The sequence below is a fragment of the Variovorax rhizosphaerae genome, from assembly GCF_037889975.1.
In the GTDB taxonomy this organism is placed as follows: domain Bacteria; phylum Pseudomonadota; class Gammaproteobacteria; order Burkholderiales; family Burkholderiaceae_C; genus Variovorax; species Variovorax rhizosphaerae.
On sequence record NZ_JBBKZT010000029.1, the window covers coordinates 26,220 to 51,067 of the forward strand.

Annotated in this window: 19 protein-coding genes; 4 read left to right on the top strand and 15 right to left on the bottom strand. The window is 66.3% G+C overall.

Annotation, left to right across the window (positions count from 1 at the left end):
- Nucleotides 1-93: 93 nt before the first annotated feature.
- The 5 genes from WKW82_RS35305 to glpD all read right to left on the bottom strand — a co-directional run bounded on the left by WKW82_RS35305 (nucleotide 94) and on the right by glpD (nucleotide 5,695).
- Entirely contained in the window at nucleotides 94-906 is an 813-nt protein-coding gene (locus tag WKW82_RS35305; protein ID WP_340347768.1) for a carbohydrate ABC transporter permease, read from the bottom strand.
- A 153-nt stretch (nucleotides 907-1,059) separates the two neighbouring features.
- Nucleotides 1,060-1,950 carry a carbohydrate ABC transporter permease gene (locus WKW82_RS35310; RefSeq protein ID WP_340347769.1) on the bottom strand — a complete coding sequence of 297 codons (891 nt, stop codon included), beginning with the start codon at nucleotides 1,948-1,950 and terminating at the stop codon, nucleotides 1,060-1,062.
- Between the two features lie 10 nt (nucleotides 1,951-1,960).
- Nucleotides 1,961-3,031 (bottom strand): ABC transporter ATP-binding protein, encoded by a 1,071-nt coding sequence (locus WKW82_RS35315; protein ID WP_340347770.1) that lies wholly within the window; start codon nucleotides 3,029-3,031, stop codon nucleotides 1,961-1,963.
- 13 nt (nucleotides 3,032-3,044) lie between these two features.
- Entirely contained in the window at nucleotides 3,045-4,118 is a 1,074-nt protein-coding gene (locus WKW82_RS35320; RefSeq protein ID WP_340347772.1) for an ABC transporter ATP-binding protein, read from the bottom strand.
- Nucleotides 4,109-5,695, bottom strand: a complete 1,587-nt coding sequence (gene glpD / locus WKW82_RS35325) for a glycerol-3-phosphate dehydrogenase (RefSeq protein WP_340347773.1) — start codon at nucleotides 5,693-5,695, stop codon at nucleotides 4,109-4,111. Before glpD ends, WKW82_RS35320 begins: the two co-directional genes overlap by 10 nt.
- Before the next feature lie 101 nt (nucleotides 5,696-5,796).
- Here glpD and WKW82_RS35330 point away from each other — a divergent pair, with 101 nt between their 5' ends.
- On the top strand, nucleotides 5,797-6,591 hold the full coding sequence (locus WKW82_RS35330; protein ID WP_479694186.1) for a DeoR/GlpR family DNA-binding transcription regulator: 795 nt from the start codon (nucleotides 5,797-5,799) through the stop codon (nucleotides 6,589-6,591).
- Nucleotides 6,588-8,084: a glycerol kinase GlpK gene (gene glpK / locus WKW82_RS35335; RefSeq protein WP_340347777.1), complete on the top strand. Its 1,497-nt coding sequence runs from the start codon at nucleotides 6,588-6,590 to the stop codon at nucleotides 8,082-8,084. Before WKW82_RS35330 ends, glpK begins: the two co-directional genes overlap by 4 nt.
- Before the next feature lie 7 nt (nucleotides 8,085-8,091).
- Here the strand turns inward: glpK and WKW82_RS35340 are convergent, their stop codons facing one another.
- From WKW82_RS35340 to WKW82_RS35350, 3 genes are all read right to left on the bottom strand, one after another.
- Nucleotides 8,092-9,045, bottom strand: a complete 954-nt coding sequence (locus WKW82_RS35340) for an alpha-E domain-containing protein (protein WP_340347779.1) — start codon at nucleotides 9,043-9,045, stop codon at nucleotides 8,092-8,094.
- 21 nt (nucleotides 9,046-9,066) lie between these two features.
- Nucleotides 9,067-10,578, bottom strand: coding sequence for a circularly permuted type 2 ATP-grasp protein (locus tag WKW82_RS35345; protein WP_340347781.1), 1,512 nt, complete (start codon nucleotides 10,576-10,578; stop codon nucleotides 9,067-9,069).
- Nucleotides 10,579-10,657: 79 nt separating this feature from the next.
- Nucleotides 10,658-13,129 (bottom strand): DNA internalization-related competence protein ComEC/Rec2, encoded by a 2,472-nt coding sequence (locus WKW82_RS35350; RefSeq protein WP_340347783.1) that lies wholly within the window; start codon nucleotides 13,127-13,129, stop codon nucleotides 10,658-10,660.
- Nucleotides 13,130-13,247: 118 nt separating this feature from the next.
- Between WKW82_RS35350 and WKW82_RS35355 the strand changes: the two genes are divergently transcribed.
- Nucleotides 13,248-16,850, top strand: coding sequence for a transglutaminase family protein (locus WKW82_RS35355; protein ID WP_340347785.1), 3,603 nt, complete (start codon nucleotides 13,248-13,250; stop codon nucleotides 16,848-16,850).
- A gap of 74 nt (nucleotides 16,851-16,924) precedes the next feature.
- On the top strand, nucleotides 16,925-19,621 hold the full coding sequence (locus tag WKW82_RS35360; protein ID WP_340347787.1) for a circularly permuted type 2 ATP-grasp protein: 2,697 nt from the start codon (nucleotides 16,925-16,927) through the stop codon (nucleotides 19,619-19,621).
- 12 nt (nucleotides 19,622-19,633) lie between these two features.
- Here the strand turns inward: WKW82_RS35360 and yidD are convergent, their stop codons facing one another.
- The 7 genes from yidD to WKW82_RS35395 all read right to left on the bottom strand — a co-directional run bounded on the left by yidD (nucleotide 19,634) and on the right by WKW82_RS35395 (nucleotide 24,778).
- Nucleotides 19,634-19,987, bottom strand: coding sequence for a membrane protein insertion efficiency factor YidD (gene yidD, locus WKW82_RS35365; protein WP_340347789.1), 354 nt, complete (start codon nucleotides 19,985-19,987; stop codon nucleotides 19,634-19,636).
- 54 nt (nucleotides 19,988-20,041) lie between these two features.
- Complete coding sequence (locus WKW82_RS35370; protein WP_340347791.1) at nucleotides 20,042-20,203, bottom strand: hypothetical protein; 162 nt, start codon at nucleotides 20,201-20,203, stop codon at nucleotides 20,042-20,044.
- Between the two features lie 17 nt (nucleotides 20,204-20,220).
- Nucleotides 20,221-20,961 carry a VWA domain-containing protein gene (locus WKW82_RS35375; RefSeq protein ID WP_340347792.1) on the bottom strand — a complete coding sequence of 247 codons (741 nt, stop codon included), beginning with the start codon at nucleotides 20,959-20,961 and terminating at the stop codon, nucleotides 20,221-20,223.
- Nucleotides 20,962-20,980: 19 nt separating this feature from the next.
- Nucleotides 20,981-21,994, bottom strand: a complete 1,014-nt coding sequence (locus WKW82_RS35380) for an SMC-Scp complex subunit ScpB (protein WP_340347794.1) — start codon at nucleotides 21,992-21,994, stop codon at nucleotides 20,981-20,983.
- A gap of 7 nt (nucleotides 21,995-22,001) precedes the next feature.
- Nucleotides 22,002-22,643: a TerD family protein gene (locus WKW82_RS35385; RefSeq protein WP_340347795.1), complete on the bottom strand. Its 642-nt coding sequence runs from the start codon at nucleotides 22,641-22,643 to the stop codon at nucleotides 22,002-22,004.
- A 97-nt stretch (nucleotides 22,644-22,740) separates the two neighbouring features.
- On the bottom strand, nucleotides 22,741-24,039 hold the full coding sequence (locus tag WKW82_RS35390; protein WP_340347796.1) for a hypothetical protein: 1,299 nt from the start codon (nucleotides 24,037-24,039) through the stop codon (nucleotides 22,741-22,743).
- Nucleotides 24,040-24,046: 7 nt separating this feature from the next.
- On the bottom strand, nucleotides 24,047-24,778 hold the full coding sequence (locus tag WKW82_RS35395) for a YjbE family putative metal transport protein (protein WP_340347797.1): 732 nt from the start codon (nucleotides 24,776-24,778) through the stop codon (nucleotides 24,047-24,049).
- Nucleotides 24,779-24,848 lie beyond the last annotated feature (70 nt).

Below are 24,848 nucleotides of genomic sequence, written 5' to 3' on the forward strand. Positions count from 1 at the left end.
CCTCTCCGGGGGAAGGTCGGGATGGGGGCGTGCGGCGATCGGTGACGCCGCGTGCCCCCACCCCTGCCCTCCCCCAGCGGGGGAGGGAGAAATTCACACGCGGCCCATCGCGAAGCCTTTTGCGATGTAGTGCCGCACGAACCAGATCACGATCGCGCCCGGCACGATGGTCAGGACACCGGCCGCCGCCAGCGTCGCCCAGTCCATGCCGGATGCGCTCACGGTCCGCGTCATCGTCGCCACGATCGGCTTGGCATTCACGCTGGTCAGCGTGCGCGCCAGCAGCAACTCGACCCAGCTGAACATGAAGCAGAAGAAGGCCGCCACGCCCACGCCGGCCTTGATCAGCGGCAGGAAGATCGTGAGGAAGAAGCGCGGGAACGAGTAGCCGTCGATGTAGGCCGTCTCGTCGATCTCGCGCGGGATGCCGCTCATGAAGCCTTCGAGGATCCAGACCGCCAGCGGCACGTTGAACAGCAGGTGCGCCAGCGCCACGCCCAGGTGCGTGTCCATCAGCCCGACCGTGCTGTAGAGCTGGAAGAAGGGCAGCAGGAAAACGGCCGGCGGCGTCATGCGGTTGGTCAGCAGCCAGAAGAACACGTGCTTGTCGCCGAGGAAGGAGTACCGCGAAAACGCGTACGCAGCGGGCAGCGCCACGGTGAGCGAGATCACCGTGTTGATGCCCACGTAGATCAGGCTGTTGATGTAGCCCGAGTACCAGGATTCGTCCGTAAAGATGCGCGCATAGTTGGCCAGCGTGAAGTGCTGCGGGAAGAACGAGAAGCTCGACACGATCTCCTCGTTCGTCTTGAAGCTCATGTTGACCATCCAGTAGATGGGCAGCAGCGCGAAGACGATGTACGCGAGCAGGAAGACGGTGCGCTTCCAGGAGGTTTTGTCTGCCATGTCAGCGCTCCATGACGCTGGAGCGTCTTCCACAACGCAATGAAAAAGGGCGAGCAAAGCTGCCCATTCGTGGGCACCCGCGGAACCGGCTTTGCCGGGCCGCTGGGTGCGCCCCCTTGAGGGGGAGCGCCGCAGGAGCATTCGGGGGTGGGTTCATGCTATTTGCTCCACTTCCTGCGTGCCCACCCGCTGCATCCAGTTGTAGAGCACGAAGCACAGCAACAGGATGATCAGGAAATAGATCAGCGAGAAGGCAGCAGCCGGCCCCAGGTCGAACTGCCCGACCGCCTTCTGCGTGAGGTACTGGCTCAGGAAGGTCGTCGCGTTGCCTGGCCCGCCGCCGGTCAGCACGAAGGGCTCCGTGTAGATCATGAAGCTGTCCATGAAGCGCAGCAGCACCGCGATCATCAACACGCCGCGCATCTTGGGAAGTTGGATGTAGCGGAACACCGCGAACTTGCTGGCGCCGTCGATGCGCGCCGCCTGGTAGTACGCATCGGGAATCGATCGCAGTCCCGCATAGCAGAGCAGCGCGACCAGCGGCGTCCAGTGCCACACATCCATGACCAGCACCGTGAGCCAGGCATGCGTCGCGTTGCCCGTGTAGCTGTACTCGATGCCCATCAGCTGGATCATGTGGCCGAGCAAGCCGATGTCGGAACGGCCGTAGATCTGCCAGATCGTGCCGACCACGTTCCACGGGATCAAGAGCGACAGCGCCACGATCACCAGCACCGCCGAGGCCTTCCAGCCCGTGGCCGGCATCGACAAGGCCAGCAGGATGCCCAGCGGAATCTCCACCGCCAGCACCGCCAGCGAGAAGCCCAGTTGCCGATACAGCGCCGAATGCAATTCATCGTCGCGCATCACCGAGGCGAACCATTCGGTGCCGACGAACACGCGACGCTCGGGCGAGATGATGTCCTGCACCGAGTAGTTCACCACCGTCATCAACGGCACGATGGCCGAGAAGGCGACGCAGATCAGCACCGGCAGCACCAGCAGCCATGCCTTCTGGTTGATGGGTTTGGTTGTCGTGCTCATGTCGTTCCTCTCAAGCCACGAGTTCTTCGTTCTGGTAGTAGCAGCTGTGGCCGTCGACCACGCGCAGCCACACGGCCTCGCCGACGGTCGGCACCAGCGCATCGGAATGCAGGCGCGCCTTGAGCAACACGCCACCCGCTTGCGCGGTCAGCATCACGTGCGTGCCGACGTCCTGCACCAGCGTCACCGTGGCCGGCACGGCGCCGGGCGACTGCGGCGCCGCCAGCTTCAGGTATTCCGGCCGGATGCCGACCTTGAGCGGACCGGTGGGCAGCTCGCGTGGTGCACGCATGCGGGTGCCCGCGACTTCAAGCATGCCGCCCGCGCTGTGCGCCTCCAGGAAGTTCATGCCCGGCGAGCCGATGAAGTGGCCGACGAAGGTGTGCGCCGGCCGCTCGAACAGGGCCTCCGCGCTGCCGACCTGCACCGCCTTGCCGCGCGTCATCACCACCACTTCCTCGGCGAAAGTCAGTGCCTCCACCTGGTCGTGCGTGACGTAGATCAGCGTGAGCTTCAACTCGCGATGGATCTGCTTGAGCTTGCGCCGCAGTTGCCACTTGAGGTGCGGATCGATCACGGTCAGCGGTTCGTCGAACAGCACGGCCGAGACATCGCTGCGCACCAGCCCGCGCCCGAGCGAAATCTTCTGCTTGGCATCGGCCGCGAGCCCGGCCGCGCGCTGGTTGAGCTGGCCGCTCATCTCCAGCATCTCGGCAATCTCGCCGACGCGCTTCTTGATCTGGTCCTCCGGAACCTTGCGGTTGCGCAGCGGAAAGGCCAGGTTCTGCGCCACGGTCATCGTGTCGTAGATGACCGGGAACTGGAACACCTGCGCGATGTTGCGGTCCTGCGGCGTGGCGTTGGTGACGTCGCGGCCATCGAACATCACCGTGCCCTGCGAAGGCTTGAGCAGGCCGGAGATGATGTTGAGCATCGTGGTCTTGCCGCAGCCCGAAGGCCCGAGCAGCGCATAGGCGCCGCCGTCGCGGAAGCTCATCTTGAGGGGCAGCAGCGCGTAGTCGCTCTCCTGGCTGGGGTTGGGCCGGTAGGCGTGGGCGAGGTCGAGGTCGATGCGGGACATGCTTGCGTCTACCTCACTGCGCGCGGCGCCATGCCGGCGCCACGGAAAGCTTGCCGGCCCCGTCGAACACATAGGCCTGGTCTGCGCGGAAGTACAAGGTGATCGCCTCGTTGAGGTCCAGCTTGTGCACGCCCGTGAGCTGCGCCACGAGTTCGCCGACCACGGTGTGCACGTGCACGAAGGTGTCGGAGCCTGAGATCTCGGCCAATTCCACCTTGCCCGGCAGCACGATGTCGCCCTCGCCCGCATTCACGTTCAACGCACTGGCGCGCAGGCCTACGGTGACGGCGCCCTCGGTGCCGGCTGGCGTCGCCAGGGGCAGCAACGGGCCGCCTTCCAGTTGCACGCCGCCCGCGACGACACGCCCCGCCAGCAGGTTCATCGGCGGATCGCTGAAGGCGCGCGCGACACGCAGCGATTGGGGTGCATGAAACACCTCGGCGGTCGGACCGTACTGCAGCAGTTCTCCTGCATCGAGCACGGCGGTGTAGCCGCCCAGCAGCAGCGCTTCGCCAGGCTCGGTGGTGGCATAGATCACGGTGGAATCGCCGCTCGCGAAGAGCTGCGTGAGTTCTTCGCGCAACCCCTCGCGCAGCTTGTAGTCGAGGTTGACCAGCGGCTCGTCGAGCAGCATCAGCGGCGCGTTCTTGGCGAGCGCACGGGCCAGCGCCACGCGCTGCTGCTGCCCGCCCGACAGCTCCTGCGGATAGCGATCCAGGAACATGCCGATGTGCAGCTTGTCGGCCAGCGCCTTCACGCGCGTGTGGATGTCCTTTTCAGCGCGCAGCTTCAGCGGCGAGGCGATGTTGTCGGCCACCGTGAGCGAGGGGTAGTTGATGAACTGCTGGTAGACCATGGCCACGTTGCGCTGGCGCACCGGCATGCCGGTCACGTCTGTTCCGTCGACCGTCACCTTGCCCTGCGTCGGCGCGTCCAGGCCCGCCATCAGGCGCATCAGGCTGGTCTTGCCCGATTGCGTGGCGCCCAGCAGGACCGTGACGGCACCGGATGTCGGCGCGATGCTCTGCTCATAGAGCCAGGTCTGCGCGCCGACTTTCTTGGTGACATGCTCCAGCTTCAGTTGCATGCGGGGATCCCCTCTTCGATTCTTGTTGTGTTGAACCAGGCCTCGACCGCGGCACGTTCCGCCGGGCTGTAGTGCAGGCCCAGCTTGGACCGGCGCCACAGCACGTCGTCCACGGTCGTCGCCCATTCGCTTGATTGCAGGTAGCGCAGTTCGCGCTCGTGGAGCCCCGGCGCCACTTCGACGCCCATGTCGGCCATCGAACTGGCCTCGCCTAGCACCCGATCGATCCGCGCACCATAGGCGCGGGCGAGGCGCCGCGCAAGCGCTGCCGGCAGCCATGCATGCTTGTGACGCAGCGACACCACGAAACGCTCGAAGTCCGCGTCAGGCCGGCCGGCCTTGCCGATCCATGGCGACAGGTCGCCGCCCGCGAGAAAGGCGCCGTCTGTCCACGCAGGGCGCGCTTCACCCAGCATGCGGCTGACTTCATCGGCCGCGTCTTCGGCCAATTTGCGAAAAGTCGTGATCTTGCCGCCCCACACCGACATCAGCGGCGCCGCCTCGCTGTTGGGCTCCAGCAGGTAGTCGCGTGTCACGGCAGATGGGTCGCCCGAATCGTCGTCGAGCAGCGGGCGTACGCCGGCATAGGTCCAGGCCACGTCGGCCGACACGATCGGCTTCTCGAAATAGCGGCTGGCCTGCGTGCAGAGGTAGGCGATTTCGTCCTCGGTGATGCGCGCGCCGGCAGGGTCGTCACCTTCGATCTCGATGTCGGTGGTGCCGATCAGCGTGAAGTCACCCTCATAGGGGATCGCGAAGATGATCCGCTTGTCGGGGTTCTGGAAGATGTAGGCATGGTCGTGCGTGAACAGGCGTGGCACCACGATGTGGCTGCCTTTGACGAGACGCAAGCTCTTGGTGGCCAGCGTCTCTCCGCGTGCTGAACGGGCCACGCCGCGCAGGAAGGATTCGGCCCAGGGGCCAGCCGCGTTGACCACGGCCCGCGCCCCCACGGTGCGCGTGCCATCGGCGCCTTCGAGCGTCGCCACCCAGCCATCGTTGCCGCGCTGCGCCGCCACGCAGCGCGTGCGCGTGAACACCTGCGCGCCGCGCTCGCGCGCATCGAGCGCATTGAGCACCACCAGGCGCGCATCGTCCACCCAGCCATCGGAATAGACGAAGCCGCGCTTGTAGCTCTTCTTCAGCGGCGCGCCGGCCGCATGCTTGCGCAAGCTGACCGTGCGCGAGCCCGGCAGCACTTCCCGCCGCGCCAGATGGTCGTACATGAACAGCCCGATCCGGATCATCCAGGCCGGCCGCATCGACGGGTCGTGCGGCATGACGAAGCGCAGCGGCCACATGATGTGCGGCGCGCTCTTGAGCAGCACCTCGCGTTCCTGCAACGCCTTGCGCACAAGGGAAAACTCGTAGTACTCGAGGTATCGCAGCCCGCCATGGATCAGCTTCGTGGAGGACGAAGACGTGTGCGAGGCCAGGTCGTCCTTCTCGCAAAGCACCACGCGCCAGCCGCGCCCGGCCAGGTCCCGCGCGATGCCGCACCCGTTGATGCCACCGCCCACGATCAGCACGTCGCAATCGATGTCAGAACCCGGCAGAGAGGAAAGATGGACGCTCACGACGAGGGTTGCAAATCAGTTGCGAATTTGTTCATTTTTATTCCTTAGCACGCGCTTTCAGTCGGAGTTTTCCCTTAGACGCATTCGTTTCTTTTCGTTCTATAAAGTTTTCACACTATCGCAGCCTGATGTCCTCCAACCCCAATCCCCGGCAAATCCATCTCCTCGACACGGTGCGCGAGCGCGGTTCCGCCACGGTCGACGAACTGGCGGAGATGCTCGACGTCACGCTACAGACAGTGCGCCGCGATGTGCAGCGGCTGGCCGACGAGGGCCTGCTGACACGCTTCCATGGCGGCGTGCGCGTGCCCAGTTCGACGACGGAGAACATCGGCTACCAGCAGCGCGAGACGCTGCATGCGGAAGGCAAGGCGCGCATCGCCCGCGCCGTGGCGAGCCAGGTGCCCGACAACTGCTCGTTGATCCTCAACATCGGCACCACGACGGAAGCCATTGCCAAGGCGCTGCTGCGCCACACCGGCCTGCGCGTGATCACCAACAACCTCAACGTGGCCGCCATCCTCAGCGACAACCCGCAGTGCGAAGTGATCGTGGCGGGCGGCTCGGTGCGGCCACGCGACCGGGCCATCGTCGGCGAGGCCACGGTGGACTTCATTCGCCAGTTCAAGGTGGACATCGCGCTGATCGGCGTGTCGAGCATCGAGTCCGACGGGTCGCTCCGCGACTTCGACCTGCGCGAGGTGAAGGTCGCGCAGACCATCATCGCGCAGGCGCGCGAGGTCTGGCTCGCCACCGACGTCAGCAAGTTCAACCGCCCTGCGATGATCCAACTGGGGCACCTTTCGCAGATCGACCGTTTGTTCACCGACGCGCCGCCGCCACCGCCCTACCCCGACCTGCTGGCACGCGCGCAAGTCCGCCTGGAAATCGCATGACCGCCTATTTGCTGGCCCTGGACCAGGGCACCTCCAGTTCACGCAGCATCGTGTTCGACCGCGTCGGCCGCATCGTCTCGATGGCGCAGCGCGAGCTGACGCAGATCTACCCGCAGCCCGGCTGGGTCGAGCACGACCCCAAGGAAATCTGGGAGAGCCAGATCGCCACCGCGCGCGAGGCGCTGCTCAAGGGCGGGCTGACGGCGAAGGACATCCGCGCGGCCGGCATCACCAACCAGCGCGAGACCACCTTGCTGTGGAACCGCAAGACCGGGGAGCCGGTGCACAACGCCATCGTCTGGCAAGACCGCCGCGCCGAGCCCCTGTGCGCGCGGCTGCGCGAGGACGGCCTGACGGACACCATCCGGGAAAAGACCGGCCTGGTCATCGACGCCTACTTCTCCGGCACCAAGCTGCAATGGCTGCTCGACAACGTGCCCGGCGCGCGCACCGCGGCCGAGAGCGGCGAACTCGCCTTCGGCACCGTCGACAGCTGGCTCATCTGGCGGCTCACCGGCGGCAAGGTCCACGTCACCGATGTCAGCAACGCGTCCCGCACGATGCTGTTCAACGTGCACACCAACACTTGGGATGCCGAGCTGCTGAAGGCCTTGAACATTCCCGAATCGCTGATGCCCGCGGTGAAGCCGTCGAGCTCGCACTTCGCCGACGTCGAAGTCGCCTCGCTGGGCCGCCCCCTCCCTATCGGCGGCGTGGCCGGCGACCAGCAGAGCGCCTTGTTCGGCCAGGCCTGCTTCGAGGCCGGCATGGCGAAGAACACCTATGGCACCGGTTGCTTCATGCTGATGCACACCGGCGCGGAATTCCAGCCGTCACAGAACGGCCTGCTGGTGACCAGCGCCGCGCAGACCAGCGCGACGCCGCAATACGCGATGGAAGGCAGCGTGTTCGTCGGCGGCGCGGTGGTGCAATGGCTGCGGGACGGCCTCAAGGCCATCGAAGGCAGCGCGCAGGTGCAGGCGCTGGCCGAGAGCGTGCCCGATGCGGGCGGCGTGATGATGGTCCCCGCCTTCACGGGCTTGGGCGCGCCCTACTGGAATGCGGATGCGCGCGGCACGATCACCGGCCTGACGCGCGGCACAACGCTAGGCCACGTGGCGCGCGCCGCGCTGGAAAGCATTGCGTACCAGAGCGCCGCGCTGCTGCAGGCCATGAGCCGCGATGCGGTCGCAGCTGGCGGCCGTCCTGTCGCGGAATTGCGAGTGGATGGCGGCGCCAGCGTCAACGACCTGCTGATGCAGTTCCAGGCGGACCTGTTGGGCATCCCAGTCGTGCGGCCCGAGGTGACCGAGACGACGGCCCTTGGTGCGGCGTACCTGGCCGGCCTGTCGACCGGCGTCTACAGCGACGTGTCGCAGCTCTCCAGCCTGTGGAGCGTGGAGCGCCGCTTCTTGCCGACGTTGAGCCGGACGCAGGCGAGTGAGGCGATGGCGCGTTGGGAGCACGCCGTGCGGCAAGCAGTGGCGCTATGAACCGAAGTCAGTGCGTCGGAACCAGAAAGTCCTGGCTGATCCGCCACCCCAGTTCATTCACCCGATCCAGGAACTGCGTCAGATACGCATGCAGCCCCGTCGCCAGGATCTCATCGACCCGCGCGTACTGAAGATCAGCCAGCAGCTTGCCCGCACGCCGTTGCGTCTCCGCACTCTGGTCGTTCGCCACCTTCGCCAGGTTGGCCACCACCTCGGCCAGGCTCGCATGCAGTGAACGCGGCATGTCCGCGCGCAGGATCAGCAGTTCCGCCACCCGCTCCGGCTTGATCACGTCGCGGTACACCTTGCGATACACCTCGAAGGCCGAGACGCTGCGCAGGATCGCGCTCCAGTGATAGAAGTCGTACTCCTGGTCGCTGGCGCCCTGGCCGAAGAACTCGCTGTTCATCGCGTGGAACTTCACATCTACCAGGCGCGCCGTGTTGTCGGCCCGCTCCAGGAAGGTGCCCAGGCGCGAGAAGTAGAAGGCCTCGTCCTGCAGCATCGTGCCGAGCGTGACGCCGCGCGACAGGTGCGAGCGGAATTTCACCCATTCGAAGAACTGCCCCGGATCGCGTTCGAAGTCGCCCGCACGCAGCATGCGGTTGACTTCGAGCCAGGTGGTGTTCTGCGTTTCCCAGGCCTCGGTCGTCAGCGCGCCGCGCACCGCGCGGGCGTTCTCGCGCGCGGCCCGCAGGCAGGACACGATCGACGAGGGGTTGTCCTCGTCCTTGACCATGAACTCCATGACCTGCGCCGGCACGATCTGCTCGTGTTCCTTGCGATAGGACGGCAGCAACTCGCTGATGGACAGCAGCCCTTGCCAGCCCTGGTTGGCAACTTCGGCGGATTGCGGCAGCAGCGAGGTCTGGTAGTTAACGTCGAGCATGCGCGCGGTGTTCTCCGCGCGCTCGGTATAGCGCGACATCCAGTAGAGGTGATCGGCGGTGCGAGACAACATCTGTGAGCTTTCCGTTTGTTGTTATGCCGATTGCTTTTGCGATTGCGATGGCGTTGACGCGGGCTTTGCGGCGGTGCCCGGTTGGCGGTCAGCCTCGAGCACCCAGGTGTCCTTGGTGCCGCCGCCCTGCGAGGAGTTGACCACCAGCGACCCTTCCTTCAGCGCCACGCGGGTGAGCCCGCCCGGCACCATCTGCACTTCCTTGCCCGACAGCACGAAGGGCCGCAGGTCGATGTGTCGCGGTGCGATGCCGGCGTCGACGAAGGTGGGCGAGCTGGACAGGCTCAGCGTGGGTTGCGCAATGTAGCCATCGGGCTTGGCCAGCACGGCCTTCTTGAAGTCCTCGATCTCGGCCTGCGTCGCGGCCGGGCCGATGAGCATGCCGTAACCACCGGCACCGTGCACTTCCTTGACGACCAGGTCCTTCATGTTGGAGATGACGTACTCCAGCTCGTCCTTGTTGCGGCACATGTAGGTCGGCACGTTCTTGAGGATCGGCTTCTCGTTCAGGTAGAACTCGATCATCTTCGGCACGTAGGGGTAGATCGACTTGTCATCCGCCACACCGGTACCTACCGCATTGGAGATGGCCACGTTGCCCGCGCGGTAGGCCCGCATCAGGCCCGCGCAACCCAGCGTGGACGTGGGGCGGAACACCTCGGGATCGAGAAAGTCGTCATCGACGCGGCGGTAGATCACGTCGACCCGCTTCGGCCCGCGCGTGGTGCGCATGTAGACGAAGTCGTCCTTGACGAACAGGTCCTGCCCCTCGACCAGTTCCACGCCCATCTGCTGCGCCAGGAAGGCATGCTCGAAATAGGCGCTGTTGTACATGCCGGGCGTCAGCACGACCACGGTGGGCTCCGGCGTGGCCGGCGGGGCGATGGCGCGCAGCGTTTCCAGCAGCAGGTCGGGATAGTGGGCGACGGGCGCGACGCGGTTCTGGTTGAACAACTCCGGGAACAGCCGCATCATCATCTTGCGGTTCTCGAGCATGTAGCTCACACCGCTGGGCACGCGCAGGTTGTCTTCCAACACGTAGTACTCGCCGCTGCCGGTGGCGTCGGGGGCGCGCACGATGTCGATGCCGGCGATGCTGGAGTAGACCTCATGCGGCACGTGCACACCCATCATCTCGGGGCGAAACTGCGCGTTGTCGCGGATCTGCTCGGCCGGGATGATGCCGGCCTTGATGATTTCCTGGTCGTGGTAGACGTCGTGGATGAAGCGGTTGAGCGCATTGACGCGCTGCACCAGGCCCTTTTCCATCTCGGCCCATTCGTCGGCCGGGATGATGCGCGGCAGCAGGTCGAACGGGATCAGCCGCTCGGTGCCCGCGCCATCCTCGTCCTTGGCGCCATACACCGCGAAGGTGATGCCGACACGGCGAAAGATCATTTCCGCCTCTTCGCGTCGCGAGCGCATGACTTCGCCCGGTTGCTTTGCCAGCCATTGGTCGTAGCGCTGGTAGTGGCTTCGGATCACAGCGCCCGCGTAGGGCTGCGATTCGTACATCTCGTCAAATTTGTGCATAGAGCGACCAATCTCCTTCGCACATAGCTTAGCAAGTTCAAGGCCAATTTCTTCCTTTGGATGCACCCGATTGCGCGAATCAGTGCGGGACGTGCTGCCAATAGCGCCGTGCGACCAGGCGCTCGCATGTCCAGGCCGCGGGCGAACTGCTTTGCCAGCCGATCGCACCACAGTGCGGCGAATCGACCAGCGCGATGCCGCGCGCCTCGTAGCGCTTGCGCACCTCGTCCGCCGGGTGGCCGAAGCGGTTGCGGTAGCCGGCCTGCACGAGAGCGATGCGCGGTTTCAGGGTGTCCAGCAGCAATGCGCTCGACGATGTCTTGCTGCCGTGATGTGGCGCCAGTAGCACATCGGCCCGCAATCCGGGGTCGCGCGCCACCAGCGCGCTTTCCTGGTCGCGCTCGATGTCGCCGGCCAGCAGCACGCTGGCGCGCCCGTTGTCGATGCGCAGCACGCACGAGATGGCGTTGGGCTTGCTGGCGCGGTCGTAGTCGGCCGCCAGCGGATGCAGGAACTCGAAGCGGACGCCGTCCCATTCCCATCGCTGGCCCGCCACGCATCTGTCCGAATGCCGCAACTGCTGCAAGGGATTGCCGTCCTCGATCGAACTGCGCAGCGCAGCCTGGGGCTGCGTCGCCAGCACGGCCGGCGCGCCGCCGGTGTGGTCGGCATCCCGATGGCTCAGCACCACGGTGTCCAGGCGCACGTCCAGCGCGCGCAGCAGCGGCACCAGCACCCGCAGGCCGGCGTCGCTCTCCAGGCTGTAGCGCGGGCCGGTGTCGTACAGCAAGGCATGGTGTGCGGTGCGTACCAGCACGGCATTGCCCTGGCCCACGTCCGCCGCCAGCAGGTCGAACTCACCCGTCGCCGGACGTGCCGGCTGCCAAAGCAAGGCCGACAGCAGCAGCGGCAGCCCGAGCACACGCATCGCAAGCGGCAGCCGCATGGCCAGCAGCACCCCGCCGGCCACGCCGCAGAGCGCCAGCCATGCCGGCGGCGCCCCCGTAGAAACCGTGGCCAGGGGCCAGCCCGCCAGCCACTGCAGGAAGGCGCCCAGTCCCTGCACGGCCCAGGCCGCGACGTCCCACAGCGGCGGGATCGCCACGCCCAGCATCGCCAGCGGCGTCACCACCAGCGTGACCCACGGAATCGCGAAGGTGTTGGCCAGCAGCCCCACCAGCGAAACTTGCTGAAACAGCAGCAAGGTCAGCGGCGCCAGCGCCAACGTGACCGCCCATTGCTCACGCAGCATCCGCAGCAGTCGCACCACGAAACTCGTCCGGCCGGCGGGCGACTCGCCCGGATCGGTCGCGAACAGCACCCCCACCGCAACGAAGCTGAGCCAGAAGCCGGCCTGCGTCAAGGCCCACGGGTCCAACGCAACCACTACCGCGCAAGTGCAAAGCCACAGGTTCGGCGCCGGCCAGCGCCGCCCGGTGAAGCGCAGCAGTGCCAGGGTCGCCAGCATGCTCACCGTGCGTTGCGACGGCACGCCCCAGCCGCTGAACAATGCGTAGAGCGCAGCCAGCAGCACACCGCCCACCAGGGCCACATGCGGCGCAGGCCACCACAGCATGCAGCGCGTGCTGCGCCGCCACAGCGCGCCCACCAGCGCCGCGGCGAGCCACGCGAACATGGTGATGTGGAGGCCCGAGATGCTCATCAAATGCGCCACGCCGGTCGCCCGGAAGACGTCCCAGTCAGCGCGATCGATGGCGCTCTGGTCGCCGGTGATCAGCGCAGCGACGACGCCGGCCGATCGCTTGTCGGCCACCCGCTCGAACACGGCGTCGCGCACCCACTCGCGGGCACGTTCGATCGGGTGCTGCCACGTCATGCCGAGCCGCTCGGGCGCCGCATCGTTGCTGCCCGTGCGCACATAGCCGGCGGCGCGCACGTCCTGCTCCCACATCAGCAGTTCATAGTCGAAGCCATGCGGATTCAGGTTGCCATGCGGCGCGCGCAGCCGCACGGTCATCCGCCAGCGCTCGCCTGCATGAAGTTCCGCCGGGACCGACGGGACCGATGGAACCGGGCCCTGCGTTTCGGTGCGCTGAGGCCGGCCCCACAGTCCGGTGTTCTCCGCATACCAGCCGAGCGCGATCTTCGTCGGCCATGCGGAGGGCGCTGGCGACTGGGCCTCCTTGCCCACCCAGCGCGCCGATTCGACGTCGAGCCGAAAGCGCAACGCGCCCTCGCCCCGTTGCGGCATCTGCGCGACCACACCGACCACCTGCAGGTCACGCCCTTCGATGGCCGGGTCCAGTGCCCCATCGGCATACACCACCGACCGCGCGCCGGCCGCGCCGAATGCCAGCACGGCGCCAAGCACCAACGCCAGCAGACCGGTCGCTCGCCCGCCTCGATGACGCCGGCGCTGCAAGACCCACAAGGCCGCCAAGGCACCCAGCGCCATCGCCGCGTACACCCCGAGCGACGACAATTCCCGCTGCTGCAATTGCAACCCGGCGCCCAGCACCGAGCCAGCCATTGCGGCAAAGGCCCACGGGCGGCGCTGGCCGGCATCTTCTTCCTCCCCGCCGGCCACCATCAACGTCTCATTCGCCCCACGTTTCGCACTCCATCCCTTCGCGCTTTGGCGCGCTAATTGCTTGCCGTGGGCTAGTATGCGTGCGCCATTGGCGCCTCTTCACGACACTTCAAAACAAATGTCCATTCACGCCGCGCTCCACCACGTCACCCACTACAAATACGACCGCCCCGTGCAATTGGGCCCGCAGGTCGTGCGCCTGCGGCCCGCGCCGCATTGCCGGAGCAACGTGATCTCGTATTCGTTGCAAGTCGAGCCCGCCGACCATTTCGTCAACTGGATGCAGGACCCGTTCGCCAACTACCAGGCGCGGCTGGTCTTCCCGGAAAAGACACGCGAGTTCAAGGTTACCGTCGACCTCGTCGTCGAGATGGCGGTCTACAACCCTTTCGACTTCTTTCTGGAACCGCAAGCGGAAAACTTCCCGTTCAAGTACACGGAATCGCAGGCCGAGGAGCTTGCGCCCTACCTGGTCAAGGAAGAACCCACGCCGTTGTTCAAGGCCTACCTGGCCAAGGTCGACCGCAAGGAACAGCGCACCATCGACTTCCTGGTCGGCATCAACCAGCAAGTCCAGAAGGACATCAACTACCTGATCCGCATGGAGCCCGGCGTGCAGACGCCGGAAGAAACGCTGACCAACGCCAGTGGTTCCTGCCGTGACTCCGGCTGGCTGCTGGTGCAACTGTTGCGTCACTGCGGCCTGGCCGCGCGCTTCGTCTCCGGCTACCTGATCCAGCTCACGCCGGACGTGAAGGCACTCGACGGCCCGAGCGGCACCACCGTCGACTTCACCGACCTGCACGCCTGGTGCGAAGTGTTCCTGCCCGGCGCTGGCTGGATCGGCCTCGACGCCACGTCCGGCCTGCTGGCCGGCGAAGGCCACATCCCGCTGGCCTGCACGCCCACGCCATCGAGCGCCGCGCCCATCGAAGGCGTGGTCGACGATGCCGAGGTCGACTTCGGCCACGAGATGAAGGTCTCGCGCATCTACGAATCGCCGCGCGTCACCTTGCCGTACACCGAAGAGCAGTGGGCCGAGGTGGTCAAGCTCGGCGAGGCGGTTGACAAGCGCCTGGTCGATGGCGACGTGCGCCTGACGATGGGCGGTGAGCCCACCTACGTGGCCACCAGCGACCGCGATGCACCGGAATGGAACACTGACGCGCTCGGCCCCACGAAGCGCGGATTTGCCACCGAACTCGTGCACAAGCTGCACGCCGAATACGGCGCTGGCGGTTTTCTGCATTTCGGCCAGGGCAAGTGGTACCCGGGCGAGCAATTGCCACGCTGGGCCTTGTCGATCTTCTGGCGCGCTGACGGCCAGCGCCTGTGGCATGACCCCGCGGTGTTCGCCGACGAGCGCGTGCCCACGCACTACACCAGCGAGGACGCACGCCGCTTCACCACGGTGCTGGCCCACAAGCTCGGTCTGACCGAACGCTTCATCCAGCCCGGCTACGAAGACATCTACTACTACCTCTGGCGTGAGCGCCGCCTGCCAGTCAACGTCGACGTGTTCGAGTCCAAGCTCGACGACGAGATGGAGCGCGTGCGCCTGCGCCGCGTGTTCACGCAGAAGCTCGATGCGGTCATCGGCTACATGCTGCCGATCGAACCCGCCAGCGCCGAAACCGATGCGCCGCCGCTCGAAGGTCCCGGCTGGAAGACCGGTCCCTGGTTCCTGCGCGACGACCGCCTGTTCCTGATCCCCGGCGATTCGCCGATGGGTTACCGCCTGCCGCTCGATTCGCAGCCGTGGGCCAGCAAGGGCGACTATCCGTACCTGGTCGACCGCGACCCGACCGCGCCGCGCGCTGCGCTGCCGACCGCCGCCCAATACCTGGCGCGCTATGCTGCCCCCGCGACCGCACCCGTGACCGGACTCGCCAGTGGCGCGGGCCTCGGCACGGCTTCTTCGCGCGCTGGCGGCACGGGTGGTGCCGGTCTCGGCACGGCCTACGCGCCGGCCACGCTGCCAGGCGGCGCGACGGGCGACTTGGCTTCCGTTCCCTTTGCTTTCGGCACCCCGCCCGCAACGGGCACGGCGCTGAAGATGCAGGGTTCCGGCAAGCCCGCGCCCTTCGATGCCAGCGCCAACAACGACGCGATGCGCCAGCCGCGCCGCGGCGAATCGGCCCATTGGGTCACCCGCACCGCCTTGTGCGTCGAAGTCCGCGACCCGCGCCGCGCCAATGGCCCAGCCGCCGAGAAGATCGGCGCAGCCTCCGGCGTGCTCTACGTCTTCATGCCCCCGCTGGCCCGCCTGGAGGACTACCTCGACCTGGTCGCCGCCGTCGAAGCCACCGCAGTGCAACTCGGCGTGAAGATCGTGATGGAAGGCTATCCGCCGCCGCGCGACCCGCGCCTGAAGGTGCTGGCCGTCACGCCCGACCCTGGCGTCATCGAAGTCAACATCCACCCAGCCAACAACTGGAAGGAACTGGTCGATCACACCGAGTTCCTCTACAACGCGGCCTTCGAGACGCGCCTGTCGGCCGAGAAGTTCATGACCGACGGCCGCCACACCGGCACCGGCGGCGGCAACCACTTCGTGATGGGCGGCGCCACGCCCGCGGACAGCCCCTTCCTGCGCCGGCCCGAGCTGCTCGCCAGCCTGCTGCTGTACTGGCACAACCATCCATCGCTGTCGTATTTGTTCTCGGGCATGTTCATCGGCCCGACGAGCCAGGCGCCGCGCGTCGACGAGGCCCGCAACGACCAGGTCTACGAACTGGAGATTGCGCTCAAGGAGATCGCGAAGAACCGCGAGATCTACGGCCAGAACATGCCGGCCTGGCTGGTCGACCGCACGTTGCGCAACATCCTCATCGACGTTTCCGGCAACACGCACCGCAGCGAGTTCTGCATCGACAAGCTCTACTCGCCCGACTCCAGCACCGGCCGCCTCGGCCTGCTGGAGCTGCGCGCCTTCGAGATGCCGCCGCATGCGCGCATGAGCATCGCGCAGCAGTTGCTCATCCGCGCGCTGGTGGCCCGCTTCTGGGACGAGCCCTACAAGGCGCCCGTCACGCGCTGGGGCACCGAACTGCACGACCGTTTCCTGTTGCCGACCTTCGTCAAGATGGATTTCGACGACGTCATCACCGAGATGAAGCAAGCCGGCTTCGGCTTCGACATCGACTGGTTTGCACCGCACTTCGAGTTCCGCTTCCCGCTGGTGGGCCAGGTGCAGGCGATGGGCGTCGAGCTCTCGCTGCGCAATGCGCTGGAACCGTGGCACGTGATGGGAGAGGAAGGTTCGGCCGGCGGCACGGTGCGTTACGTCGACTCGTCGCTCGAGCGCATCGAGGTCCGCGTCACCGGCCTCAACGAGAGCCGGCATGTGATCACGGTCAATGGCAAGGTGCTGCCGCTGCAGCCGACCGGCACCGCGGGCGAGTTCGTCGCGGGCGTGCGCTACAAGGCGTGGAATCCGCCGTCGGCGCTGCATCCGAGCATTCCCGCGCATGCGCCGCTCACCTTCGACATCGTCGACACGTGGATGAAGCGTTCACTCGGCGGCTGCCAGTACTTCGTGGCGCACCCGGGCGGTCGCAACTACGACACCTTCCCGGTCAACGCCTACGAGGCCGAGAGCCGCCGCCATTCGCGCTTTGCACGCATGGGGCACACACCCGGCCTGATGAGCACGCCGCCGGCAACCATCGAGCTGGCAGGCAGCCGCGAGTTCCCGTTCACGCTCGATCTGCGACGTTAGGCGTATATGTTTCCACTGCGGCCGGTATCCAATGCCCATGACGGCAATGTGACAATCGGCCTACTGTGGAACCCATGAACGACTCCCTCTTCGGCAACGCCTCACTCGAGGCGCCGGCCGCCTTGGCCTCGGCGCTGGCGCCCCCCGCGCACGCCGGCCATTTCGATGAATTGAGGGGGGTTGCCACGCCCTTGAGCGCGCCGCGCACCAGCCCACCTGCGCAGCCCTCCCCCGCGCCATTGCACGATGCCACGCAGGCGCCGCCCGTACCGCAGCAGGCCGAAGGGCCGCCTCCGCCCACGCGCCCGCCGTTGACACCAGGCTGGTCGCGCTTCTTCGACGAACTCGGTTCGGCCGGTTTCGACGACCTGCCGCGCCGGGCCGTCAGCCTGGCCCGCCAGATCCGCGACAACGGCGTCACCTACAACGTCTATGCCGACGGCGACGGCCCGCAGCGCCCCTGGTCGCTCGACCTGTTCCCCTTGATGATCTCGCCCGAAAGCTGGGCCCAGATCGAAGCAGGGGTCCAGCAACGCGTTCGGGTGCTCGACCGGGTGCTGGCCGATGTCTATGGCCCGCAGCAGTTGCTGGCCCAAGGGCTCCTGCCCGCCGCACTGGTGCGTGGCCATCCCGGTTATCTGCGAGCGATGCATGGCGTGAAGCCGCCGGGCGACACCTGGCTGCACATCGCGGGCTTCGACCTGGCACGCGGCCCCGACGGCAATTGGTGGGTGGTTTCGCAACGCACGCAGGCGCCATCCGGCCTTGGCTACCTGCTGGAGAACCGCCTGGCCATCTCGCGCCAGTTCCCGCAGGCCTTCGAGGCGCTCCACGTGCAGCGCTTGGCCGCGACCTACAGCGCCATGATGGAAGGCCTGCAGAAGATCTGCCCGGCCGGCGCGCCGCCGCACATCGCACTGCTGACGCCCGGCCCCTACAACGAGACCTACTTCGAGCACGCCTACCTGGCGCGTTACCTCGGCGTCACGCTGGTCGAGGGCAACGACCTCACCGTGCGCGACCAGCGCCTCTATCTCAAGACGCTGCAGGGCCTGCGCCCGGTGCACGGCCTGATCAAGCGGCTGGATGACCAGTACCTCGACCCGCTCGAACTCAAGCCCGACTCCACGCTAGGCGTGCCCGGCCTGTTGCAGGCCATCCGCGCCGGCAACGTGCTGGTGGCCAACATGCCGGGCTCGGCCTTCCTCGAATCGCCCGCCCTCCTCGGCTTCCTGCCGGCGCTGGCGCGACACCTGATCGGCGAGCGGCTGCAGTTGCCCGCGCTGCCGACCTGGTGGTGCGGCGAGCGCGCCGCGATGGAAGCCGTGCTGCCGCAACTCGGTGACTGTGCCATCAAGCCGACCTACACGGGCTCCGCTTCGCACGACACCTTCGAGCCGGTGCTCGGCAGCCGGTTGAGCCGCCGCGAACTGGACGAATGGGCGGGCCGCATTGTCCGCAGAGGCGATGCGCACACCGTGCAAAGCTACCTGCCGCTGTCGCAGATGCCGACCTGGGCGCAGGACTTCGGTCCGGGCCACATCGCGCCGCGCGCGGTGCTGCTGCGCGTGTTCGCGGTAAGCGATGGTGCGCAGTCCTGGAGGGTGCTGCCGGGCGGGCTGGCCCGGCTCGCCGGCGCCGACGCGCAGATCGCCTCGATGCAGCGCGGCGGCAGCAGCGCCGATGTCTGGGTGCAGACCCACGGCCACGTCGACCGCACCTCGCTGCTGCAGCCGCAGTCGACGCCCGCGTCGCTCGCGCGCCATCGCGCGCCGGTGACGAGCCGCGCCGCGGAGAACATGTTCTGGCTCGGCCGCTATACCGAACGTGCCGAGAACGCCGTACGCCTGGCGCGCCTCACGCTGGATTTGCTCGGCGGCGAGGACCAGTCTTCGCGCCAGCTGCTCGGCTGGCTGCATCGCCTTTCGCTGCGCAACGCACTGGTACCACGCGAGGTGCCCGGCGGCACGAAATCGCGGCGCGTGTTCGAGCGGGCGTTGGTCGCCGAACTTGGCGACGTGAATCGCGGCGGGAGTGTCGGCTTCAGCCTGCGCTGCGTTCGGCAGGCGGCAGCCGCCGTGCGCGAGCGCCTGTCGCAAGACCACTGGAGCCAGATCGTGCGCGCCGAGTCCGAATTCCTGCGCCGCACCGCGGAGCAGGCTGGTGAAGGAGGTGAAGGCAGCTATGCGATCGGCGCCGCGCTGCGCTCGCTGGAGGGCGCAAGCAACGCGCTGGCCGCAATGACCGGCGCGCAAACCGACCGCATGACGCGCGACGATGCCTGGCGACTGCTTTCGATCGGACGCCACATCGAGCGGCTGGCCTTCCTGTCCAGCGCGCTGGCCGCTGGCTTCGAGATCGGCGCGGTGCATGAGGTGGCGGGCTTCGAGGCGATGGTCGCGCTGTTCGACAGCACCATCACCTTCCATGCGCGCTACCAGCAGCGCCGCGATGTGGCGACGATGGTCGACCTGCTGGTGCTCGACGGCGACAACCCGCGTTCGCTGGCCTGGGTCACGCAAACGCTGCGCGGTCGCATTGCACGGCTCGCTGGCAGCGCACCAGGCAAGCTGACAGCCCTGTCCTATGAATTGCCCGACCCCGCCACCTGGACACTCGAGAAGCTCTGCGAGGCCGGGCCCGATGCGCAATACCCCGCGCTGGTCCACCTGTTCGAAAGTTGCGAGGCCGCCGCGTACCACGTGTCCGATGCGATCGGCACGCGCTACTTCACGTTGACTTCGGAGTCGTTGCGGTCCGTGGGTGCCTGAGCAAAGGCATTGTCATAGCGAGCAATCACACGGCAGATCGCAATGAAGTTGACTTGGATCCACGAAGTCGAAGGGGTTGCAGTTGCCATCGCAATGCTGCCACCAAGGAGACTTTTGCCGCTGCTCTTCGGATTGCGATTCAGCCGCAGCCAGGGTCAGCGCCAGATAGGCCGCCTTGCAGCGGGCAAATTGCCGAGGCATGGCGGCAATGAGCGCCTCTGCGCCCAGACGCTCGATGATCGACTTGGCATACGCTGAGCACGAACGCCTCTTCGTGCGAGCGCTGTAGGCACAGCAAAACCCCTTGTAGGGCGAAACATAGCGCTGGTACACGCCAATCAATGCGGAAGCGGGCGAATCAAGCATGTGCGTTGTTGCTGGTGGTCGGCAGGTCGAATCGACGCAGATCCGTCATCGGTGCTACTTCCCGCTCGCGCGGAACGCGAGACCGAACAGTGCGCAAAGAATGACGCCGCCAATCCAGATGAACTGGGTCGTGAACGGCAAGGCACCCACATTGACGAACCAGGCAGGCGCGCTCATCCCGGCGGCGATGAGGAAGAACAACTTGCTTTTCGGCATGGCCCTTCTCCGCTCGCTCAGCCCTTGAGCCAGCCCACGAGTTCGTCGTCGAGCAGGTAGGCGTTGATCTCCTCGTCGGACATGCGGACGAACTTGCGCATGTTGGCAATGTTGCGGTACCCGGTGTTGCCGAACTCGTCGCCGATCGCGTCCAGGAAATGGAAGGCGCCACCGCCGTTGGCCACGCCGAGGAACAGGAAGTACACCTCGTCCTTGCGTGCCTCGGACTCGCGCAGGATCTTGCGCGTGCGGTCCTTGTCGTTGTTGTCGCCGTCGGTGATGAAGATGATGAGCGAGCGCTTCTTCTGCTTGGCGGGCTCGTCCTTCTTGCCGAACATGCGGCCGAACATGCCCGCCTTCTTGGCCGCGCCATCCACCCAGCCGAACTCCTTGAGCGCCAGCTCCAGCACGTAGCTGTAGTCCGTCGCGCCACACCAGCCCGGCACCTTCTCGATGATGTTGTTGCGAACGTAGCCCTGGTAGTTCGACTCGGTCAGCGAACCCACCATGTGTGCCGACGCCGCGCCATTGCTGAAGGTGAAGACGTCGATCTTCTTGTCGGGATCAAAGCTCAGGCCCCAGGGTGCGAGGCGGGTCAGCAGGTCGGTGGTGGTGCCGTCCGCATGCTCGTCGCTGAAGGAGCCGCTCACGTCGAGGACCACGCCCATGTCCAGCACGGGCATCTTGTGGATGCCGACTTTTTGCAGTGAGAGCGTGAGGCTGGTGGTGGATTTCTGGAGGTTGAGTGTCAATGCCATTGAAGTTACTTCCCTGTTTTCAGTTCTTGATTCGATCGATGATTTGCCGCAGGTCGTCGCGGGCGACGAAGCGCTGGGTCTCGTTGTCGGCGGGCACCGAGGCCATCGTGGAAAGCCACGACGGCAGGGCAATCAGCACGCCTTCCTGGATGCGGTCGCGCAAGGCGTCCATGTTGCTGGCGGAGTTCAGGGACAGGAGTTGCTGCTCCTGCACCAGGGCCGCCGTGCGGGTCAGCACCAAGGCCCGGTCGACCAGCACCGCACGCACCTCTTCCGCGACCCAGTCGCGCTCCATGAGCCATTCGCAGGCCATCGAGGCAGCCACCAACTGTTCGGCCAAGGCGCTCAACTCGCCACGGATGGCGATGACCTCGGCAATCGGCTGCTCCAGATCCACGCAGGCCTGCGACAGCTTCTTCTTCAGCTCGTCGATCTCGTTGCGATGCAGCGCCAGTGCGTTCGGCTTGTCCTTGCGCAGCCACCGGCCGATGATGCTGCTCGGCGGCGCATAGTCCTGCGCACATTCCTCCAGCAGCGCCAGCAGGCGGCTGAGGTATTGCGGCGCGGTTCGCAGGACTTTCGACGATGCCACGTCAAGCAGGCGCTGGACGACGTCGCCGTACTGCTTCTGCAACGCCACCCCGCAGTCCTGCGCCTGCGACCAGTCGAACGCGCCGGCGACCACCGAGCTGAGCAGGGTCGAGGCGAAGGACAACTGGCTCTTGTTCAAGGCTGGAAACCGGGCGGCGAGATCCTCGGGCCGCGCCTGCACGCCCTTGCGGACTTCGCCGGCCATCGGGCGCGGCATCGGCATCGGCATCGGCGTCGTGGCGCCTGCGGCCGGAACGAGCGGTGCCGGAGGTGCCGCCGCCGGCGTTGCCGTTGTGGGCGCCGGGCTGCTGGCCATCGCGCGTGGTGCGCGGCGGGCCGGTTCCGGCACGCCGGCAGGGACCACCGCCGGCGCAGGCGCGGTGGACGGCGGGGTCGCGCCCATCGTCCTCGGCCTGCGCGGCACGTCTGCGGAAGCGCTCACGGATGGATTACGAGAAGTTCTCGATGACGCTGTTGAAGTCGCCATTGAAGCCGACCGCGGTCTGGGCGAACTCCGCCTTGCCCGACTCGTCGATCATGATCGAGCCCATCTGCACGCCGATGAAGCTGCCGAATTGCGACGACAGGTTGGCCGTCAGCAGCGTCTTGCCGCTGGAGTCTTCGATCGACACGCTGGCGTTCCTGACCTGGCCGAAGGTGCGGCCGGCCACTTGCGGATGAATCATCGCGACGAGCGGAATCTCCACCACTTCGCCGGCGGCCTTGTTGAGCTTGCCGGGGTTGACGCTGATCCACTCGTCCACGTCCGCCAAGGCGCCATCGGTGGCATCGGCGCTGTGCACCAGCGCCTTGTTCAGGATGTCGAAGGTGCCGTCGGAGGCCTTCACGATCGTGCCGACCTCGTTGCCGCCGATCTTGCGCTTGACGTTGTAGGTCGACAAGATCTGCTCGAAGGCCGTCACGCGCGGCTGGTCGTTGGCCGCGCCGAAGCAGGCGAGCGCGTGCAGGTCGAGGTCGGTGTCGCCGTCCCAGCTCAGCTTGACCTTGAAGATTTCGTCCTTCGCCAGGTTCAGGGACAGTTTGGCGCCGCGTTCGCCGGGCTTGGTGAGGTTGAGTGTCAATGCGGACATGCTTTTTTCTTTCGATGAGTTTCTTGATTGCAGAGATTCTTTCAAGTCGAATGGCCAAGCCGGCGCGACTTGGTCCTTGATCCCGCGAGCGCGCGGCTCAGAGGTTCACGGCCTTGTCGGGACGGATGACCGCGCCCAGGCCGGTCAGTTCCGTGCGGGCTTGCACGAGCATGGTCCGGGCCGCTTCGAACTTGGCCTGGTTGTCGATGCGCGCCTTCTCGGTGATGGCGACCAACTCCGAGACGGTCCGGGTCACGCCCTTGAGTTGATTGGCTTGCGCGAGGCGGTTGTCGCCGGGCGCGTTCGCGGCCGCGGTGACCACCTGCTTGACCAGCTTGTTGCGCACGCTGTTGAGGTTGGCATCCAGCTCTGCGCCCTGCCGGTCGGTGCGCTGCAGGTTCTGCACGGTCATCGCGCCATGCAAGGTCAGCAGCGTCATCTTGATGCTGGCGAAACGGCCCGCAGCCGTGGTCGTCACCTCCTGCACGGTCTGGATCGTGGCCGTCTGGATCTGACGGATGATCAGTTGCTCCGCCGGCAGCTTGGTCAACACGGCCTCGACCGCCAGCGCGCGGCTCTCGAGTGCCTGGACCTTGTCCTGTGCTTCCTGCAGCGTCATCTCGCCGACGTAGTCGCCACGGGCATGCGCGGCTTCGATATCAGCGAGTTCCTGGCGCGCCTTGCCCAGCAGGGTCGACAGGAAGAGCGTGGCCATCACGAACTCGCCAAGGCGGGCGCGATAGTTGTCCTTCAGCCGCTCGAGCGAGCGGGCTTCCTCCATCGCTTTCTGCTTCTCGACCTCGACTTTCTTTTCCATTTCCTCGATCACGCTGCCGAGCTTGCGGGTCTTGCCGGCGACCAGCAGGCGCAGGCTCTCGAAGGCGGCGTCGCCGGCTGCGGTCAGGTTCTTCGGGCTGAGCTTGCCGAGGATGCGATCCATCAGCGGGAGCTTGCCGTCGACGATCCTGTCGGCCAGCGCATCGAGTTCTTCCGCCTTGATCGCGGTGTTGAGCTCGCTCACCAGGCGGAAGACCTGCGGCGACTCGCCCTTGTCGATGCGGTCGAGGAAGGCACCGAGCGACTTGTGCAGCGCGACCTCGACTTCCGAGCCCAGGCCGGCGATCTGCATCAGCGGCATGTCCGTGATGCTCAGGCTGTTCACCTGGTCCACGATGCCGCGCTGCTGCTCCGGCGTCACGAGCGCGGGGCTCATGCCTTGCGGGAAGACCACCTCGCCGGTCCATGCGCCTTGCGTGGCGATCGGCGCTGCGGGGACCTCAACGTGCTGTACCGGCGCGGCCGGCAGGAAGGAAGGAACGGCCAGCGGTTCGGCTGCGGTGCTTTCCGGCGCGACCACGGCGAGCGGTCGGGGGGAACCCATGGTACGTGGCTTCATGTCGTGATCAGACCTTTGCGGTGGACTCGGTGTCGCCATGCTTGCGCAGCGCCTGGATCAGCAGCACCACCACTATCACGGCAGCAAAGCCAACCGCCTTCACCGCGGTGTGGACCCACGCACCATGCGATTCGATGGCATGCACCGCATTGGCGAGCAAGGGCTCCGACAGGATCATTTCCGCTCCAACCCAGCCCAGCATGCCCGCGCCCACCCACAGGATGATGGGGAAGCGATCCATCAACTTCATGATGCCCTGGGCGCAGAAGATGATGATCGGAATGCTCAGCACGATGCCGCCGATGGCGTACCACGTCGAATGCGCGCCGGCGCTCTGCGCGGCCCCCACGACGGCCAGCACGTTGTCCAGGCTCATCATGAAGTCGGCAATGATCACGGTCTTGACCGCCGCGAAGATGGTGGTCGCCTTCCCCTCTGCATGCTGCTCGTCGGCGTTGTCCAGCAACAGCTTGGCGCCGATGTAGATGAGGTAGGCCCCCGCGATGCCCTTGATGGCCACCATCCCGAACATCAGGCCGGCGCAGGCCAGCAGGACGGCTCGGAGGATCACGGCGCCCGCAGTGCCCAGAAAAATGGCCTTGGAGCGCAAGGCAACGGGCAGGCCCGCGCATGCGAGTGCAATGACGATGGCGTTGTCCACGCCCAGCATGATGTCGATCGCCACGATCTTGGCGATGGCGGCCCAGTCGATCCCGCCCAACAGGCTCAGTTGATCCATTATTTGTTCTCTCCCTGTCCTTCACTCGTGGGCGTGAAGGCTTGCCCGATTCCTGACCGCGCGATTGTCT

Coding starts and splice junctions, on each gene's coding strand:
- WKW82_RS35305 (WP_340347768.1), bottom strand. CDS start 906: ATGGCAGACAAAACCTCCTGGAAGCGCACCGTCTTCCTGCTCGCGTAC.
- WKW82_RS35310 (WP_340347769.1), bottom strand. CDS start 1,950: ATGAGCACGACAACCAAACCCATCAACCAGAAGGCATGGCTGCTGGTG.
- WKW82_RS35315 (WP_340347770.1), bottom strand. CDS start 3,031: ATGTCCCGCATCGACCTCGACCTCGCCCACGCCTACCGGCCCAACCCC.
- WKW82_RS35320 (WP_340347772.1), bottom strand. CDS start 4,118: ATGCAACTGAAGCTGGAGCATGTCACCAAGAAAGTCGGCGCGCAGACC.
- glpK (WP_340347777.1), top strand. CDS start 6,588: ATGACCGCCTATTTGCTGGCCCTGGACCAGGGCACCTCCAGTTCACGC.
- WKW82_RS35340 (WP_340347779.1), bottom strand. CDS start 9,045: ATGTTGTCTCGCACCGCCGATCACCTCTACTGGATGTCGCGCTATACC.
- WKW82_RS35345 (WP_340347781.1), bottom strand. CDS start 10,578: ATGCACAAATTTGACGAGATGTACGAATCGCAGCCCTACGCGGGCGCT.
- WKW82_RS35350 (WP_340347783.1), bottom strand. CDS start 13,129: ATGGTGGCCGGCGGGGAGGAAGAAGATGCCGGCCAGCGCCGCCCGTGG.
- WKW82_RS35355 (WP_340347785.1), top strand. CDS start 13,248: ATGTCCATTCACGCCGCGCTCCACCACGTCACCCACTACAAATACGAC.
- WKW82_RS35360 (WP_340347787.1), top strand. CDS start 16,925: ATGAACGACTCCCTCTTCGGCAACGCCTCACTCGAGGCGCCGGCCGCC.
- yidD (WP_340347789.1), bottom strand. CDS start 19,987: ATGCTTGATTCGCCCGCTTCCGCATTGATTGGCGTGTACCAGCGCTAT.
- WKW82_RS35370 (WP_340347791.1), bottom strand. CDS start 20,203: ATGCCGAAAAGCAAGTTGTTCTTCCTCATCGCCGCCGGGATGAGCGCG.
- WKW82_RS35375 (WP_340347792.1), bottom strand. CDS start 20,961: ATGGCATTGACACTCAACCTCCAGAAATCCACCACCAGCCTCACGCTC.
- WKW82_RS35385 (WP_340347795.1), bottom strand. CDS start 22,643: ATGTCCGCATTGACACTCAACCTCACCAAGCCCGGCGAACGCGGCGCC.
- WKW82_RS35390 (WP_340347796.1), bottom strand. CDS start 24,039: ATGAAGCCACGTACCATGGGTTCCCCCCGACCGCTCGCCGTGGTCGCG.
- WKW82_RS35395 (WP_340347797.1), bottom strand. CDS start 24,778: ATGGATCAACTGAGCCTGTTGGGCGGGATCGACTGGGCCGCCATCGCC.